This is a genomic window from Serratia aquatilis, from assembly GCF_044865145.1.
Lineage (GTDB): Bacteria > Pseudomonadota > Gammaproteobacteria > Enterobacterales > Enterobacteriaceae > Chania > Chania aquatilis.
The window spans coordinates 83,335-97,872 of the sequence record NZ_CP173186.1; the positions used below are offsets into that span (position 1 = coordinate 83,335).

Here is a 14,538-nt window from a genome sequence, read left to right on the forward strand (position 1 = left end):
GATCTTTACTTTTATGCCCTAAAAACTTCCATTCCCCGCCGCTGCAACCGGAGCACACCGCACGCAGCGGTGACTTCCAGCTGTTCCGCATCGCTAATACAGGACTCGGTGAGCCAGTCGCCAGCAATCACCAACTCGCCGTTTTCCCGCACCCAATCCGCGCCAAGATCCGGGCGGTGTTGGCTAGGTATACTCGGCCCATCCTGGGCCTCGCCCCTTCGGGGCCGCTGCAAGCAGCGTTCAACTCTGCTCCCGGCAGAGTTGTCACAGAGTTGTTCCCAAACGGCTTCATCGGTGACGGGGGTGATCCACAGCGTGTGGTTCTGGAGCGTCAGTTGTAACGGGGTGCCGCAGGTAAAACCGAGTGTCGCCAGCGTATTGCCTGCCAATATCAGCTCAGGGATCGGTTCAGGGGTAAAGGTGATGTTCATGCGTTCCCCCCCGTGGTGGGCGCCGTGCGGATAATCAGTTGGCCCTGTTCGGCAATAATGCTGACCGCTTGCCCGGTGGTGAATCCCAACTGTTCCAGCCATCTTCCCCTAATCGTCAGTTGTGGCGGCGGGTTCGGTCTGCCACCGTTGGGGCGGTAGCCCACAATGCTCTTACGGGCTTGGGGTGTGGCGGGTTGTGACGTAGAATCTGCTCTAAAGTGCCACATATCGGCGATAGCGTGCAGATCGATCCAGGCCATGATATCCGTCGCCGCGATGAAAGCTTCGAGCAGAAGAGCAGCGGCTTGACCGTTGCGCTGTCTGGCGTGCAGGCCGGTCAAGCGGTGGCATTGGAGCAGGCCAAAGGTGGCAATATCAACAACACCGTGGGGGTCAGTGCCTCGTTGGGGAGCCAGAAATCGTCCTCGGAGTCCCATTCGCAGTCGAATACGGTAAGTGGCTCGACGCTGACGGCGGGCAATAACCTCTCGGTTACCGCTACGGGTAAAGGCCCTGCCGCTAATAGTGGGGATATTGTGATTGCGGGCAGCCAGTTGAAAGCCGGTGGAGATACCACGCTCAGCGCTGAACGCGATATACTGCTCAGCGGCGCAGCCAATACCCAGCAGAGCAGTGGCAAGAACAGCAGCAGCGGTTTCGGTGTGGGTGTTGATGTATCAACGGCAGGCGTGATGGCCTCGGCGAACGCCAACAAAGGCCAAGGCTCCGAGAACGGCAACGGCACGCAGTGGACGGAAACCACTGTCGACAGTGGCAACAAAGTGAACATCACCAGCGGACGCGACACCACGTTAAGTGGCGCGCAAGTCAGCGGTGACAGCGTGAAGATGGACGTCGGGCGCGACCTGACGCTGAGCAGCCAGCAGGACAGCGACCGTTTTGATGCCAAGCAGACCAGCGTATCGGGCGGTCTGTCGGTGCCGATTGGCCCAGGCACCGGCGGCGCACAGTTCTCGACCAGCCGTGACAAGTTGCAGAGCCACTATGATAGCGTGCAGGAACAGACGGGCATCTTCGCGGGTCAAGGTGGGTTCGATATTACGGTGGGGAACCACACGCAACTGGACGGTGCGGTTATCGCCAGCACGGCCCCGGCAGAGAAGAACAAGCTCGATACCGGCACGCTTGGCTTTAGTGATATCGAGAACAAGGCGGAGTTCAAGGCCGAGCACCAAGGGGGCAGCTTCAGCACCGGCGGCAGCCTGTTGGGTAACGTGCTGTCGAACAGCAACAACCTGTCGCTGGCGGGTGCCAACAACAGTGGGAATGCCGAAGGGACGACACAGGCGGCAGTGAGTGACGGCACGATCATCATTCGTGACCCAGCCAACCAGAAACAAGATGTGAATGACCTGAGCCGCGACACCGAGAATGCCAACGGCAGTATTGCGCCTATCTTTGACAAGGAGAAGGAACAAAACCGGCTGAAGCAGGCGCAACTGATAGGGGAAATCGGTGGTCAGGCGATGGATATCCTCCGCACCCAGGGGGATATCAACGGGCTTGAGGCGGCACTGAAGGCCAATCCGAGTTTGAAAGGCAATGCTGAAGAGCTGCGTAAAACCGATGCCTACAAAGCCGCAATGCAGAAATACGGCACCGGCAGCGATGTGCAGAAAGCGGCACAGGCCGTGACGGCGGCGTTGCAGGGGTTAGCTGGCGGGAATATGGCGGCGGCGATTGCGGGGGGATTAAGCCCGTATGCGGCGGAGCAAATCAAGGCGTACACCAAAGGTAATGACACCGCCAACGTACTGGCCCACGCGGTATGGGGCGCGATAGCGGCAGAAATGAGCGGCAACAGCGCGGCGGCAGGTGCAGCGGGTGCAGCGGGTGGCGAACTGGCGGCGCGTTATCTGGCTGGGCAGTTGTACGGGGCAGATACGGATGAGAAAATCGCCAAGCTGAGTGAAGAGCAGAAGCAGAATATCAGTGCGCTGTCGACGCTGGCGGCAGGCTTGGCGGGTGGTGTGACGGGTGATAGCAGTGCTAACGCTCTGGCGGGTGCGCAGGCAGGTAAGAACGCTGTGGAGAATAACGCGCTGAATGCGACTGACGAGAAGCAACGTCAGGATGCGAAATGGTTGCTGCCATACTTGGAAGGTGAGAAGAAACAGCAGGCAGAGCAGTTAATTGGTGACCTGAACGCGAAGGATAAGGCGTTTGATACAGCGATTGATGATGCGTGTAAGAGCTTGTCTTCAGCGCAATGTAGTGGGTTGCGTCAGGAACTGGCCGCGATGGGCAAGAGCTACGACGAACAGATGGACGGTCAGTATATTGGCACGATGGCCAGTGTATACAAAGAGGGTGCTGATAAAGTCGATGGTCTGATGTGGCAATACGCAACCGCAGACGCTCAAGCCCAGAAAGCCAAAGACATCCAGACCATCGCCAGTAACTGGGGTGTCAGCATCGAAACAGCCTCTGCGCTGTATACCGGAATGGCGATAACACACACCACAGCAGCTATAGGTGGTGCTGTATGGGGGTTGAAAGGCCCAAGTACTGTAACTGTTTATCGTGTTGAGGGAGCACCAAACACTCGTATTTTAATCGGAGACAACGGGCAGGTTAGTATCACTGGCAGTACAACGTTATATTTAAATTTTGGTGATAAAGCCAGGGCGCTGGAATTCTTCGAAAAACGTGGCACTCAGAATATGGATGGTGCAACGATAAAAACGTTTGAAGTACCTCACTCTGTTCTGGATGATTTAAGAAATACTGCTGTGAAAGAAAGTGTTGCTCGATTGCCAGAAAATAAAGGAAAACCTGTTATTGCTGATCCAACTAAAGCTAAGGATCAATATGGAATAAGGCCCGAAAAACTGAAAGAGTTACAAGACAAAATCATTCAGGGGACAGGAAAAGATGCAAGTAAGTGATGAAAAATTGCGGCAAATATTACTGGAGAGGGAGAGGTTGCAAAACCCTCCCCAGTCAACAGAAAAAGCCACTGGTGTCGGAATCGCCAGATTCATTGTGTCCTGTAATGATGTACGCGCAGTATTAGACTTGGCAAAAGAGGTGCTAATCACAGTAAATAATCATTCTACGCAAAACTGGCCTTCTCTTGATGAATGGTCAAATGTTCTTCCATCACAGTTTGTTGATGGTTTTTTGCCAGAACCAACTGAAAAAGAAAGAGAAAAGCAAATTCAAAACTGGGGGGGGTTATCTTATGAAGAAAAGCTTACTGAAGCTTCCAACGATAATAAATGGACATTATCATCATGGTTATCTTGGCTAGAGCCTGATGAGCGAGAATGGTTTTGGTGGAATGCAGTGTTATTTGATGCACCGTTAAATAATAGCCATTTCATAATCGAGGTAACTGCTCTTGACTCCCCTTTTATGTCTGGTGCTTTGAAATGGTTATTTAAAGCCTGTGGGGCGGAAGAGGTTATCTCAGAAGATGATTTATAAATCCAAATCCCAGCAAAATTAGGTCTTGGTTCCTAAACCTAAGCCCTAAATTCCCCTTTCTCCCGCCGCTGCAGCCAGATCACACAGGGGGCTGGTATTGCTCTTTAACAACATAGGGGAAAATGGCGTAGCGGGCTGAAAAAGCGCGTCTGGGAAAAAAGTTGCCTGGGCCAAAATGCATTGGCAAAAAATAGTTGTAAGCTGCTGAGTGTACTGGTAAAAATGGTGTTATCTGGCTGACTCCGCACTGGATGAAGTTGTTGTGGAGAATAACTTCCTAGGAGCCACATCTTCAAACAAACTTGATAAAGCCGTAGAGAAAATTATGCAGGGTGATAAATCACTTGCTGCTGCAAATGACCTGCTCACGCTGGCAAATGCGGATAAACGCAGTGATGCTCTGGTCTCCAAATTCACCAAAGACCCTTCACAAATGAGAAGCACAGAGCGTGCCGAGCTGGCGGGTTATTTACGTGTTTATGCTTCAGAGATGGAAAAAACCTATGGTTCGGCGGTGGCACAGGAACTGGTGAAAGGCATGCTGTCAGGGCGGGACTATATAAAACGTAACCCTGACTCAGAAGCAATGGCAAAGGCTCAGGTGATTATGAACACGTGGGGCTACCATAAATCCAATGCGAGTATTGGGGACCCTGTTGTTCTTTATGGTCTAGGGCCTCTGGGGAACTCAATCAAGGCTGGGATGCTAGGTAATGCGGCGATAGGTGTTGGTGTTAATACAGCCGTTCAGCTTGGCGGTAAAGATCCGTTTAACTACGTTGATGCGATACTTGCTGGTGTTACCGCCGCTGCGACTACAGGGAAAGGGATAGGAGTATCTGCTGGAATCAATATGGGTGGAGCTGCTCTTGGTAGTGCTGTGAAAGGTGAGGACCCTACTAATTCCACGATTGGCGCGGGGGTTGGTTCTGTTCTTGGTAGTGCCGGAGGGGCGGTAATAAAAGGTTCAACCTCAACAGTTGCTAAAGAAAGTATATCTGACTTGACTGGTGCAGTAGGGGGAAGCTATATCAGTGAAAAAACTGGGAAGTTGGTAGAGGACACGCTTGAGGAAATAGATAAAAACAATGCTAAAAAATGATTTTTTTCGCCTGATCAGGCTTGTACTAATGTGTCTTGTTCTATTTTTTTTATTTGATGCTGCTTCCGTACTACTCGCGTCGTTGTTGGTTTATTTTAAAACGGAAGTTTTTTTACTTAACTGGGCAGATATATTTTCCTCATTTTTGCAGACAGGATACATAGGAGGGATCGTCTTAGGGACGGCTATTTGGATTAAAATTAAGATACAAGAGCATCAAATTAGGAAAAAAAACAACAGATCCAATTAGCTTCACTTTTACAAAATTGTGACAGTAGGCTGACGAATCCCGGCCAGTTGGCCGGGATTTTTGCTTTTAAGCCCAAAATCCTCCCAAATCCCACCGCTGCAACTGAATCACATTGGTTGCGGCGGCGGCTTCCTGTTGTTCCGCAAAGTGGTGGCGGTTTATCTTCTCTTTTAACTGCCCAGCATCCGAAGGTGAATCGCTAATCAGACGAAATCGTCGGACAGGAAATGTTTTGTACGTACCGCCATGCGGTGGCGGTGCGACAAAACAACCGGGTCAGGGCTACGCCCCCGACACCCCACACCGATAAAATAAACCCCGGCTTAGCTGTCGGGGGTTACTGTATCTATGCTCTGAAAACGTCCTCTTCTCGCCGCTGCAATCGGATCACACCGGGTGCGGCGGTCACTTCCAGTTGTTCAGCATCGGTAATGCCGGACTCGGTGAGCCAGTCGCCAGCAACCACCAACTCGCCGTTCTCCCGCACCCAATCCGCGCCAAGATCCGGGCGGTGTTGGCTAGCCTCGCAGAGTTGCTCCCAAACGGCTTCATCGGTAACGGGGGTGATCCACAGCGTATGGTTCTGGAGCGTCAGTTGTAACGGGGTGCCGCAGGTAAAACCGAGTGTCGCCAGCGTATCGTCTGCCAATATCAGCTCCGGGATCGGTTCAGGGGTAAAAGTGATGTTCATGCGTTCCCCTCCGTGCTGGGCGTGGTGCGGATAATCAGTTGGCCCTGTTCGGCAATAATGCTTACCGCTTGCCCGGTGGTGAAACCCAACTGCTCCAGCCATCTTCCCCTAATCGTCAGTTGCGACGGTGGGTTCGGTCTGCCACCGTTGGGGCGGTAGCCCACAATGCTCTTACGGGCTTGGGGTGTGGCGGGTTGTGACGTAGAATCTGCTCTAGCCATGGTAACTACCTCGTATAGTTGCTTGTGGTTAGCGGAATGAGGTGTTGGTAGCACCTCATTTCCGCGATATAGATTTTATCCTGTTATTTCTTGCTCTTATGCATGAGTATCATTGCATCCAAAACGTTATTCACTGTACGTAATTCTTCATCATCCAATTGTTTAATAGCTTCAAACCTCAATTTCATCTCGTCAGTCGGTTCGCGTTCTTTATCTTCAAAGATGAGCCAGTCCGTAGAGACACTAAACACCATCGCTATGCGTTTAAGGATATCCAACGAAGGATTGGCCTCTTCAGATTCATAACGGCGGACCTGAGTTAAATGAATACCAATTTTTTCAGCCATTTGACTCTGAGTCAGCCCATGTTGCTTTCGCAATTGCAGAATACGGGTAGAGAATCCCATCCAAAACCTGCCTTAGTATTAAGCTAAACTTTGCATCATACCCTCTGGTTCTAGATAGAGTTACTTTTTGTTCCAATTGGAGCATATTTTAAGCCCTAAATGGGTCTATTACAATGTTCTTTTAGGATTTAAGTTATCAACTAATAGGATTGATTTGTTTTTATATACCTAATATATCAATGATTATTTTCTTGGTTAATGTACCTAATTATTTCAATAAACCGGTAATGTCACTTTCGGTTCGTATTGCTATGATGCGCAACGTGCAGGCAAGCATTCCATGGCTGGGCGGTAGCGTGCCGTCTCAACTGAAAACGACAGCCGCCAAACCAACGAATCACAGTTTATCGGTTCGCCCTATTTCCTTGATCGCCTGAACCCCCACCGGGATTACAACTACCGTTTCCTTGGGGATGTGACCTTTGATACCCGCTTTATCAATACAGACTAGTGGCGGTGAGTGCCGGGCGGGATATCACGCTCAACAGTGCCACCGAAAGTGACTACCACTTCTTTGAAGAAACCAAAACCAAGAAAGGCTTCCTGTCGAAGACTACCTCGCATACGGTACGGGAAGACTCGCCACGCAGGAAAAAGGATCGATGCTGAGCGGCGACAACGTATCGCTGTTGGCAGGCAATGACCTGACGGTGAAAGGCTCATCGGTGGTTGGTGACGGTAAGGTGGATCTGCAGGCAGGCAATAACGTCGAGATTGTGGCTGCGACCGAAGAGCAATCAAACTACCGGTTGGATGAGAAGAAAAAGAGTGGCATATTCAGCGGCGGCGGGCTGGGGTTCACCATCGGCAGCGCCTCATCACGCCATCAGGTGAACGAAGACGGTATCACCCAGAGCCAGAGTGTGAGTACCATCGGTTCGACCGGTGGGGATGTGAATATTGTGGCGGGGGGCAAAGCGCATATCGGTGGTGCTGACCTGTTAGCCAGCCAGAACCTGTCGGTTACCGGCGATAGCGTGCAGATCGACCCAGGCCATGATATCCGTCGCCGCGATGAAACCTTCGAGCAGAAGAGTAGCGGCTTGACCGTGGCACTCTCGGGTGCGGCAGGTGGCGCGGTGAATACGGCGGTGAACACCGCACAGCAGGCCCAGAAAGAAACCGATAGTCGTCTTGCCGCCTTGCAGGGCACCAAAGCGGCGCTGTCTGGCGTGCAGGCCGGTCAAGCGGTGGCATTGGAGCAGGCCAAAGGTGGCAATATCAACAACACCGTGGGGGTCAGTGCCTCGTTGGGGAGCCAGAAATCGTCCTCGGAGTCCCATTCGCAGTCGAATACGGTAAGTGGCTCGACGCTGACGGCGGGTAATAACCTCTCGGTGACCGCTACGGGTAAAGGCCCTGCCGCTAATAGTGGGGATATTGTGATTGCGGGCAGCCAGTTGAAAGCCGGTGGAGATACCACGCTCAGCGCTGAACGCGATATACTGCTCAGCGGCGCAGCCAATACCCAGCAGAGCAGTGGCAAGAACAGCAGCAGCGGTTTCGGTGTGGGTGTTGATGTATCAACCGCAGGCGTGATGGCCTCGGTGAACGCCAACAAAGGCCAAGGCTCCGAGAACGGCAACGGCACCCAGTGGACGGAAACCACTGTCGACAGTGGCAACAAAGTGAACATCACCAGCGGACGCGACACCACGTTAAGTGGCGCGCAAGTCAGCGGTGACAGCGTGAAGATGGACGTCGGGCGCGACCTGACGCTGAGCAGCCAGCAGGACAGCGACCGTTTTGATGCCAAGCAGACCAGCGTATCGGGCGGGCTGTCGGTGCCGATTGGCACAGGCGTCGGTGGCGCACAGTTCTCGACCAGCCGTGACAAGTTGCAGAGCAACTATGATAGCGTGCAGGAGCAGACCGGGGTCTTCGCGGGTCAAGGTGGGTTCGATATTACGGTGGGGAACCACACGCAACTGGACGGTGCGGTCATCGCCAGCACGGCCCCGGCAGAGAAGAACACGCTCGATACCGGCACGTTGGGGTTCAGCAATATCGAAAACAAGGCGGAGTTCAAGGCCGAGCACCAGGGGGGCAGCTTCAGCACCGGCGGCAGCCTGTTGGGTGACGTGCTGTCGAACAGCAACAACCTGTCGCTGGCGGGTGCCAACAACAGCGGCCATGCCGAAGGGACAACACAGGCGGCAGTGAGTGATGGCACGATCATCATCCGTGACCCGGCGAACCAGAAACAGGATGTGAATGACCTGAGCTGTGACACCGAGAATGCCAACGGCAGTATTGCGCCGATCTTTGATAAAGAGAAGGAGCAGAACCGGCTGAAGCAGGCGCAACTGATTGGTGAAATCGGCGGTCAGGCGATGGATATCCTCCGTACCCAGGGGGATATCAACGGGCTGGAAGCGGCGCTGAAGGCCAATCCGAAACTGAAAGGTGATGAGAAAGCGCTGCGTGACACGCCGGAATACCAAGCCGCAATGCAGAAATACGGCACCGGCAGCGATGTGCAGAAAGCGGCACAGGCCGTAACGGCGGCGTTGCAGGGGTTAGCTGGCGGGAATATGGCGGCGGCCATTGCGGGGGGATTAAGCCCGTATGCGGTGGAGCAAATCAAGGCGTACACCAAAGGTAATGACACCGCCAACGTACTGGCCCACGCGGTATGGGGCGCGATAGCGGCAGAAATGAGCGGCAACAGCGCGGCGGCAGGTGCAGCGGGTGGCGAACTGGCGGCGCGTTATCTGGTCAGCCAACTGTATCCGGGCGTGAAGCCGGAAGACCTGACTGAAGAGCAGAAGCAGAATATCAGTGCACTGTCGACGCCGGCGGCAGGCTTGGCGGGTGGTGTAACGGGTGACAGCAGCGCTAACGCTCTGGCGGGTGCTCAGGCAGGGAAGAACGCGACGGAGAATAACTTCCTGAGAGCCACATCTTCAAACAAACTTGATAAAGCCGTAGAGAAAATTATGCAGGGTGATAAATCACTTGCTGCTGCAAATGACCTGCTCACGCTGGCAAATGCGGATAAACGCAGTGATGCTCTGGTCTCCAAATTCACCAAAGACCCTTCACAAATGAGCAGCACAGAGCGTGCCGAGCTGGCGGGTTATTTACGTGTTTATGCTTCAGAGATGGAAAAAACCTATGGTTCGGCGGTGGCACAGGAACTGGTGAAAGGCATGCTGTCAGGGCGGGACTATATAAAACGTAACCCTGACTCAGAAGCAATGGCAAAGGCTCAGGTGATTATGAACACGTGGGGCTACCATAAATCGAATGCCAGCATAGGAGACTCTGCGCTGATTTTTGGCAGCAGTGTGCTGGGTACCACGATAAAAGGTATGGCAGCTAATGCGGCAATCGGTGTTGGTGTAAATGCAGGTGTTCAGCTCAGTGGGAAAGATCCGTTCAGCTATGTTGATGCGATAATGGCTGGAGTGACAGCGGCAGCTACGACTGGGAAAGGAATTGTAGCCTCAACACCTATTAATATGGGAGGGGCTGCAATTGGTAGCAGTATTAAGGGGGAAGATCCTGCTAATTCTGCTATTGCTGCTGGGGTGGGTTCTGTATTGGGAGGGGCCGCAGGGAAAATAGCTACAGAGCAGTTGAAACCTGCAATTAAAGAAGGAAGTGCAGAAATAATTGGAGCAGTAACAGGTGGTACTGTGGGTGAGATTACAGGAAAAAATGTACAAGACTCTTTGAATAATGTAGGTGACAAAAATGGGAAAAATTAATATTAATGATTTGTTTTTATTGATTTTTTATTGTGTCTGCATTCTATGTTTTGCTGTAGTGCTCGGCTATGTGATAGCTGCTGTTATTGTTTATTTTAAGATAGGTATATTTAATCTTAATTGGGAAATAATTATTCCTGAGACCGTAAGGAAAGGAGGCATTGGTGGAGTAATTCTTGGTTTCGGTATCTGGATTAAAGGTAAGTTAAATGAAAGAAAAAATAAAAATCAATGAATAAAACGAATCCCAGCCGTTTGGCTGGGATTTTTTTGCTTGTCAGTCAGATATTAATGTGGAGAATAACTATCTGAGTGCGACGCAGTCCCTTGCATTCGACAAAGAAATGCTGGCGTGTAAAGCATCGGGTGGTGACTGCCAGGCAGTTATTGATAAGTGGAAACAAATCAGTGATAAGCAAAGTGCAGAAGCTGAAAGATAACCCACTGGAAGCCGTAGTTATTGATAAAGAACTGGCTCAGGGCGGCATTGAGATGGCAGAACGGCCCGGTTGGTTGGGTAGCATTCCTGGCGTGGATGTGATGACCAGCGAAGAAGCCAAAGCTTATGTCCAGCAGCGGAATAGTCAGGATCTGGTTAATATTGATGTAAACAGCCCCGGCTGGATGAGTTTTGCATCATACGCATCAGATCCGGAGAATCAAGCAGCGCTAACATCTCTGGGTGTATTGGGTAAGGATCTGATTGCGATAGCAAAAAATAGCTTAACAACTAAATCATTATTCAAAGAAATGACGACTCAGGGTATTAAATTCACACCTGAAAATGTTGTTGGTGCGGCAAAGGATAATAGTGGGAAAATCATCTTCCTTGAGAAAGGTAATTCAAAATCAGGATTGCAACATATAGTGAAAGAGCATGGTAGCCAATTTGCACAAATTGGCGTATCAGAGGCACGTATTCCAGATGTCGTAATGAAGGCTGTTACTGACGGTAAAATTTTTGGTTATCAGGATACTGGAACTGGTCGTCCAATTTACGAAACCATGATCGACGGTAAAAAATATAATATTGCTGTTACTGTAGGAAATAATGGATACGTAGTAGGAGCTAATTTGCGAGGCTCAGTAAAATGAAAGAAATAAAGTTAATGGCTGATTATCATTGCCATCCATTATGGGGAACAACTCCAGATGATTTTGGGGACATATCCCCCGACGAGTTGCCGATATCTTTGGAGTTAAAAGATAGCCTTGACGCTTGGGCAAAGCGATATGATGCCATACTCAATACAGATGATCCGGCATCGTCTGGTTTTAACAGTGTAGAAGAGGAAAAGCGATTTATTGATGATGGTTATAAATTAGCTGAGCTTCTTCAGAAAGAACTAGGAAGTACATATAAAATTATATATCACGCTGATTACTAAACCGTACTCAACTGTGCGACAAAACAACCTGGTCAGGGCTGCGCCCCGACACCCCACACCGACAAAATAAAACCTCCGGATGCAGTTGCCGGGGGTTATCTCTGTTACTCAACAAACATCAGGCCACCGGGGTAATGCGTGATCCAGTTGGCCGCTGCTTCAGGGTTAAACGGTTCGATGCTGAGTCCTTCCAAACAGCTCCATAGCTCGCGGGTGTTCTGCGCAGTGATCACCATGCAGCCGGGCATGATGCGTATTTTTAACGGCATCCCTTCGGTAAATCCGGCTTCGGTGAGCCACTTCCCCCGCAGACTGATCGCCTGAAATCGAGCGCGTGAATAGCGCTCGGCTTGGGAAATGCGTTGTATTGCTTTATCATCGCTTGCAGCCATAGTAACTACCTCGTTTAGTTGCTTGTGGTTAGCGGGGTTGGGGTGTTCGAGCACCTCAACCTCGTGATTAAAAACTAGTTATTCCTATCTTGGTCAACGGGCCGTATAGCAGACTCAACCCGATGCTTCACAATGACGGCGTCAATGAGTTTAATGACCGTCTCTTGTTCTTCCGGCTCACACTGAGCTAACGCCCGGAATCGTTCCATTAGGCGCGTGTTGCTAATCGGTAACTGCTCGTTATGCGAACCGAGCAACAGATAATCAATCGTCGTGGAGAATAACGCGCTGAGTGATTTAAATGATGCGCTGGCCGCTGGGAAGACGCCTTAACAACAGGCTGAAGAGCGTGTTGAAGAGCAAAATGAGCGGTACAAGCAGGAAAACTGTGCCGGGATGTGCGCGGAAACGTGCTCGGTGAAGATGTATGAACAGCGCCGGGAAGAGCTAAAAGATATCCTGTCGACAGGTGCGGATTTTGTGCCAGTGGTTGGCGATATCAAGAGCTTTGCAGAAGCACAGAGTGCGCTGGATTACCTGGTTGCGGCGATAGGGATTATACCCGGTGCCGGTGATGCGGCGGGTAAGGCTATCAAGGCGGCAGAAGCGGCGCTGAAGAAAGGTGATGTTGCTGAAGCATCGAAGCTGATTAACAAGGCCAGTGATGAAGTATCGGCAACACTCCCTATGTGAAGTAAGCGTAATCCATCTTATCAACCTGTCAGGAGTCAACCAGGTTCGATAGGTAACCGAGAATATTCAGGCCATGCTTTAGACAGAATGCAGGATCGAGGAATAACTCCTTCTGTTGTTGAAAATACGATTAAAAATGGGAAATCAACTCCTAGCCGAGGCGGAACAACAGTGCACTTTGATCCCGAAAGTAAAGTCTCAGTGGTAACGAATGAATCTGGAAAAGTGGTGACGGTTAAATATGGCGACAAGTAAGAAGAATGTTATTTGTGAATATGCAATTAGTTCGTTAAATGACGTAGTTAACTTTGCCAAGTTCGTAAGTTATGCGGAGGAATTGGCTCAGTTAAACGAGTTGTTTGAGGACGAAAAAAGCAGAGTTAATTACCAGAAAATCTGGTTTGAGATGGAAATCATCAACGCACTTGCTCTATCAGAATGGGAGAGTGAGGGGCGTCCTGCGAACTGGCAAACTCGTTGGGAGTCAGACTATAAGCGAGATGCTTCCGAACTAATGGATGAGTTACTCAGGACGTTGAAGTAAATATCGAACCCCGGTTAACTGGCCGGGGTTCTTGCTTTTATGCCCTAAAAATCTCCACTTCTCGCCGCTGCAACCGGATCACACCGGGGGCGGCGGCAACTTCCAGTTGTTCGGCATCGGTAATGCCGGACTCGGCGAGCCAGTCGCCAGCAACCACCAACTCGCCGTTCTCCCGTACCCAATCCGCGCCAAGATCCGGGCGGTGTTGGCTAGGTATACTCGGCCCATCCTGGGCCTCGCCCCCTGGGGCCGCTGCAAGCAGCGTTCAACTCTGCTCCCGGCAGAGTTGTTCCCAAACTCAGCTCCGGGATCGGTTCAGGGGTAAAGGTGATGTTAATGCGTTCCCCTCCGTGGTGGGCGCAGTGCGGATAATCAGTTGGCCCTGTTCGGCAGTAATGCTGACCGCTTGCTCGGTGGTGAAACCCACTGTTCCAGCCATCTTCCCCTAATCGTCAGTTGTGGCAGAGGGTTCGGTCTGCCACCGTAGGGGCGGTAGCTGACAACGCTCTTACGGGCTTTGAGTGATATATTCACAACACACGTCTGGCAAACCGGGGAGTGAGTTGCTACGGTTACGCCATAACGCGTAACACGAAAGGAACGGATTGATGTTGAAGACCATTGCCAGATGTACTGTGCTGGCTATGCTGCTGGCCGGGCTAGCGGCCTGTGATAATCAGGACACTAACAAACCGCAGGTGCCAAAGCCAGAACCTAAACCAATCGTTACGCAGCCTGCCCCTACGCCACAGGAGGAAGAACCTAAACCCTTACCTGGCCTGAGCGTTTCACTGCAGAAGGGTAGGATTACGTTTGAACTGCCACCGGGTTTTAGCGATCAGACGGAGCTAAGTGGCTTCGTTAACAGCGAGAAATCGACGAATCAGCTATTCCTCGATATCAAATCGCGCCAACGTACCTTGTCTTCCGAAGTGATCCCACCGGAAGGGATGAAGCTCAATACCAGCGATGCGATGCTGAAAGAGTTGACGCAAAGCATGCTGACGGAGTTCGCCGATCGCTATCAGGACATCAAGAAAACCAAAGAAGACAATTTCACTGCCGGCGAGCAGAAGTTTCGCCGTCTGGATACCGAACAGAGCGTAAATGGGCAGAAAGTGGTTTCCACCGTGGTACTGACGGTGTTCAATAAGCGAGTGATAACGTTGCAGATGCTATCACCGGCTACCACACCGGAGGCTCATCAGGCCTTGGTGCAGCGTATTATCGATACCATTCAGGTTAAATAAGCGACC

The 14,538-nt window shown here is 51.2% G+C and carries 15 protein-coding genes and 4 pseudogenes; 11 read left to right on the plus strand and 8 right to left on the minus strand.

Translation table 11 applies throughout. From position 1 onward, the window contains the following. Positions 1 to 11: 11 nt before the first annotated feature. Positions 12 to 431, minus strand: a complete 420-nt coding sequence (locus tag SAQUA_RS00350; RefSeq protein WP_404413121.1) for a hypothetical protein — start codon at positions 429 to 431, stop codon at positions 12 to 14. Next, positions 428 to 691, minus strand: a complete 264-nt coding sequence (locus tag SAQUA_RS00355) for a SymE family type I addiction module toxin (RefSeq protein WP_404413120.1) — start codon at positions 689 to 691, stop codon at positions 428 to 430. The genes SAQUA_RS00350 and SAQUA_RS00355 overlap by 4 nt, the downstream gene beginning before the upstream one ends. Here SAQUA_RS00355 and SAQUA_RS00360 point away from each other — a divergent pair. The 3 genes and pseudogenes from SAQUA_RS00360 to SAQUA_RS00370 form a co-directional block, all read left to right on the plus strand. Beyond that, positions 662 to 3,340: pseudogene (locus tag SAQUA_RS00360) on the plus strand (hemagglutinin repeat-containing protein); the annotation flags it as partial. The gene SAQUA_RS00355 and the pseudogene SAQUA_RS00360 sit on opposite strands and share 30 nt — an antisense overlap. After that, positions 3,327 to 3,881: a hypothetical protein gene (locus tag SAQUA_RS00365; protein ID WP_380679138.1), complete on the plus strand. Its 555-nt coding sequence runs from the start codon at positions 3,327 to 3,329 to the stop codon at positions 3,879 to 3,881. The pseudogene SAQUA_RS00360 and the gene SAQUA_RS00365, both read left to right, overlap by 14 nt. 262 nt (positions 3,882 to 4,143) lie before the next feature. After that, on the plus strand, positions 4,144 to 4,983 hold the full coding sequence (locus tag SAQUA_RS00370; protein ID WP_380679135.1) for a hypothetical protein: 840 nt from the start codon (positions 4,144 to 4,146) through the stop codon (positions 4,981 to 4,983). A gap of 596 nt (positions 4,984 to 5,579) precedes the next feature. On the opposite strand, the gene SAQUA_RS00375 is transcribed toward SAQUA_RS00370, so the two are convergent. The 3 genes from SAQUA_RS00375 to SAQUA_RS00385 form a co-directional block, all read right to left on the minus strand. Next, a complete protein-coding gene (locus SAQUA_RS00375; protein ID WP_380679132.1) occupies positions 5,580 to 5,924 on the minus strand; it encodes a hypothetical protein in 345 nt (114 codons plus the stop codon). After that, on the minus strand, positions 5,921 to 6,145 hold the full coding sequence (locus SAQUA_RS00380; protein ID WP_380679129.1) for a SymE family type I addiction module toxin: 225 nt from the start codon (positions 6,143 to 6,145) through the stop codon (positions 5,921 to 5,923). Before SAQUA_RS00380 ends, SAQUA_RS00375 begins: the two co-directional genes overlap by 4 nt. A gap of 83 nt (positions 6,146 to 6,228) precedes the next feature. Continuing rightward, entirely contained in the window at positions 6,229 to 6,552 is a 324-nt protein-coding gene (locus SAQUA_RS00385; protein WP_380679126.1) for a helix-turn-helix domain-containing protein, read from the minus strand. Positions 6,553 to 7,002: 450 nt separating this feature from the next. Between SAQUA_RS00385 and SAQUA_RS00390 the strand changes: the two are divergent. The 4 genes and pseudogenes from SAQUA_RS00390 to SAQUA_RS00405 form a co-directional block, all read left to right on the plus strand. Beyond that, positions 7,003 to 10,265 (plus strand): annotated as a pseudogene (locus SAQUA_RS00390) (hemagglutinin repeat-containing protein); the annotation flags it as partial. Further along, positions 10,252 to 10,500: a hypothetical protein gene (locus tag SAQUA_RS00395; RefSeq protein ID WP_380673867.1), complete on the plus strand. Its 249-nt coding sequence runs from the start codon at positions 10,252 to 10,254 to the stop codon at positions 10,498 to 10,500. The pseudogene SAQUA_RS00390 and the gene SAQUA_RS00395, both read left to right, overlap by 14 nt. A 185-nt stretch (positions 10,501 to 10,685) precedes the next feature. Beyond that, on the plus strand, positions 10,686 to 11,360 hold the full coding sequence (locus SAQUA_RS00400; protein ID WP_404413123.1) for a hypothetical protein: 675 nt from the start codon (positions 10,686 to 10,688) through the stop codon (positions 11,358 to 11,360). Next, on the plus strand, positions 11,357 to 11,653 hold the full coding sequence (locus tag SAQUA_RS00405) for a hypothetical protein (RefSeq protein WP_380673865.1): 297 nt from the start codon (positions 11,357 to 11,359) through the stop codon (positions 11,651 to 11,653). Before SAQUA_RS00400 ends, SAQUA_RS00405 begins: the two co-directional genes overlap by 4 nt. 104 nt (positions 11,654 to 11,757) lie before the next feature. On the opposite strand, the gene SAQUA_RS00410 is transcribed toward SAQUA_RS00405, so the two are convergent. Beyond that, the gene (locus SAQUA_RS00410) at positions 11,758 to 12,045 is read right to left on the minus strand and encodes a SymE family type I addiction module toxin (RefSeq protein WP_380673864.1); all 288 of its coding nucleotides are present in this window, start codon (positions 12,043 to 12,045) and stop codon (positions 11,758 to 11,760) included. 74 nt (positions 12,046 to 12,119) lie between these two features. Then, a pseudogene (locus SAQUA_RS00415) lies at positions 12,120 to 12,341 on the minus strand (XRE family transcriptional regulator); the annotation flags it as partial. A 100-nt stretch (positions 12,342 to 12,441) separates the two neighbouring features. Here SAQUA_RS00415 and SAQUA_RS00420 point away from each other — a divergent pair. The 3 genes from SAQUA_RS00420 (at position 12,442) to SAQUA_RS00430 (ending at position 13,282) form a co-directional block, all read left to right on the plus strand. Further along, positions 12,442 to 12,738, plus strand: coding sequence for a hypothetical protein (locus SAQUA_RS00420; RefSeq protein WP_380673863.1), 297 nt, complete (start codon positions 12,442 to 12,444; stop codon positions 12,736 to 12,738). Between the two features lie 87 nt (positions 12,739 to 12,825). Beyond that, positions 12,826 to 12,993, plus strand: coding sequence for a hypothetical protein (locus SAQUA_RS00425; protein WP_404413125.1), 168 nt, complete (start codon positions 12,826 to 12,828; stop codon positions 12,991 to 12,993). After that, the gene (locus SAQUA_RS00430; protein WP_380673862.1) at positions 12,980 to 13,282 is read left to right on the plus strand and encodes a hypothetical protein; all 303 of its coding nucleotides are present in this window, start codon (positions 12,980 to 12,982) and stop codon (positions 13,280 to 13,282) included. The genes SAQUA_RS00425 and SAQUA_RS00430 overlap by 14 nt, the downstream gene beginning before the upstream one ends. 298 nt (positions 13,283 to 13,580) lie before the next feature. On the opposite strand, the pseudogene SAQUA_RS00435 reads toward SAQUA_RS00430, so the two are convergent. After that, positions 13,581 to 13,816, minus strand: a pseudogene (locus SAQUA_RS00435) (SymE family type I addiction module toxin). Positions 13,817 to 13,890: 74 nt separating this feature from the next. On the opposite strand from SAQUA_RS00435, the gene SAQUA_RS00440 reads away from it, so the two are divergent. Beyond that, positions 13,891 to 14,532 carry a DcrB-related protein gene (locus SAQUA_RS00440; RefSeq protein WP_380673861.1) on the plus strand — a complete coding sequence of 214 codons (642 nt, stop codon included), beginning with the start codon at positions 13,891 to 13,893 and terminating at the stop codon, positions 14,530 to 14,532. Positions 14,533 to 14,538: the final 6 nt, after the last annotated feature.

Excerpts from the sequence above, each read along its gene's own strand:
- SAQUA_RS00350 (WP_404413121.1), bottom strand. The coding sequence starts at position 431 with ATGAACATCACCTTTACCCCTGAACCGATCCCTGAGCTGATATTGGCA.
- SAQUA_RS00355 (WP_404413120.1), bottom strand. The coding sequence starts at position 691 with ATGGCCTGGATCGATCTGCACGCTATCGCCGATATGTGGCACTTTAGA.
- SAQUA_RS00365 (WP_380679138.1), top strand. The coding sequence starts at position 3,327 with ATGCAAGTAAGTGATGAAAAATTGCGGCAAATATTACTGGAGAGGGAG.
- SAQUA_RS00375 (WP_380679132.1), bottom strand. The coding sequence starts at position 5,924 with ATGAACATCACTTTTACCCCTGAACCGATCCCGGAGCTGATATTGGCA.
- SAQUA_RS00380 (WP_380679129.1), bottom strand. The coding sequence starts at position 6,145 with ATGGCTAGAGCAGATTCTACGTCACAACCCGCCACACCCCAAGCCCGT.
- SAQUA_RS00385 (WP_380679126.1), bottom strand. The coding sequence starts at position 6,552 with ATGGGATTCTCTACCCGTATTCTGCAATTGCGAAAGCAACATGGGCTG.
- SAQUA_RS00395 (WP_380673867.1), top strand. The coding sequence starts at position 10,252 with ATGGGAAAAATTAATATTAATGATTTGTTTTTATTGATTTTTTATTGT.
- SAQUA_RS00405 (WP_380673865.1), top strand. The coding sequence starts at position 11,357 with ATGAAAGAAATAAAGTTAATGGCTGATTATCATTGCCATCCATTATGG.
- SAQUA_RS00410 (WP_380673864.1), bottom strand. The coding sequence starts at position 12,045 with ATGGCTGCAAGCGATGATAAAGCAATACAACGCATTTCCCAAGCCGAG.
- SAQUA_RS00420 (WP_380673863.1), top strand. The coding sequence starts at position 12,442 with ATGTGCGCGGAAACGTGCTCGGTGAAGATGTATGAACAGCGCCGGGAA.
- SAQUA_RS00425 (WP_404413125.1), top strand. The coding sequence starts at position 12,826 with ATGCAGGATCGAGGAATAACTCCTTCTGTTGTTGAAAATACGATTAAA.
- SAQUA_RS00430 (WP_380673862.1), top strand. The coding sequence starts at position 12,980 with ATGGCGACAAGTAAGAAGAATGTTATTTGTGAATATGCAATTAGTTCG.
- SAQUA_RS00440 (WP_380673861.1), top strand. The coding sequence starts at position 13,891 with ATGTTGAAGACCATTGCCAGATGTACTGTGCTGGCTATGCTGCTGGCC.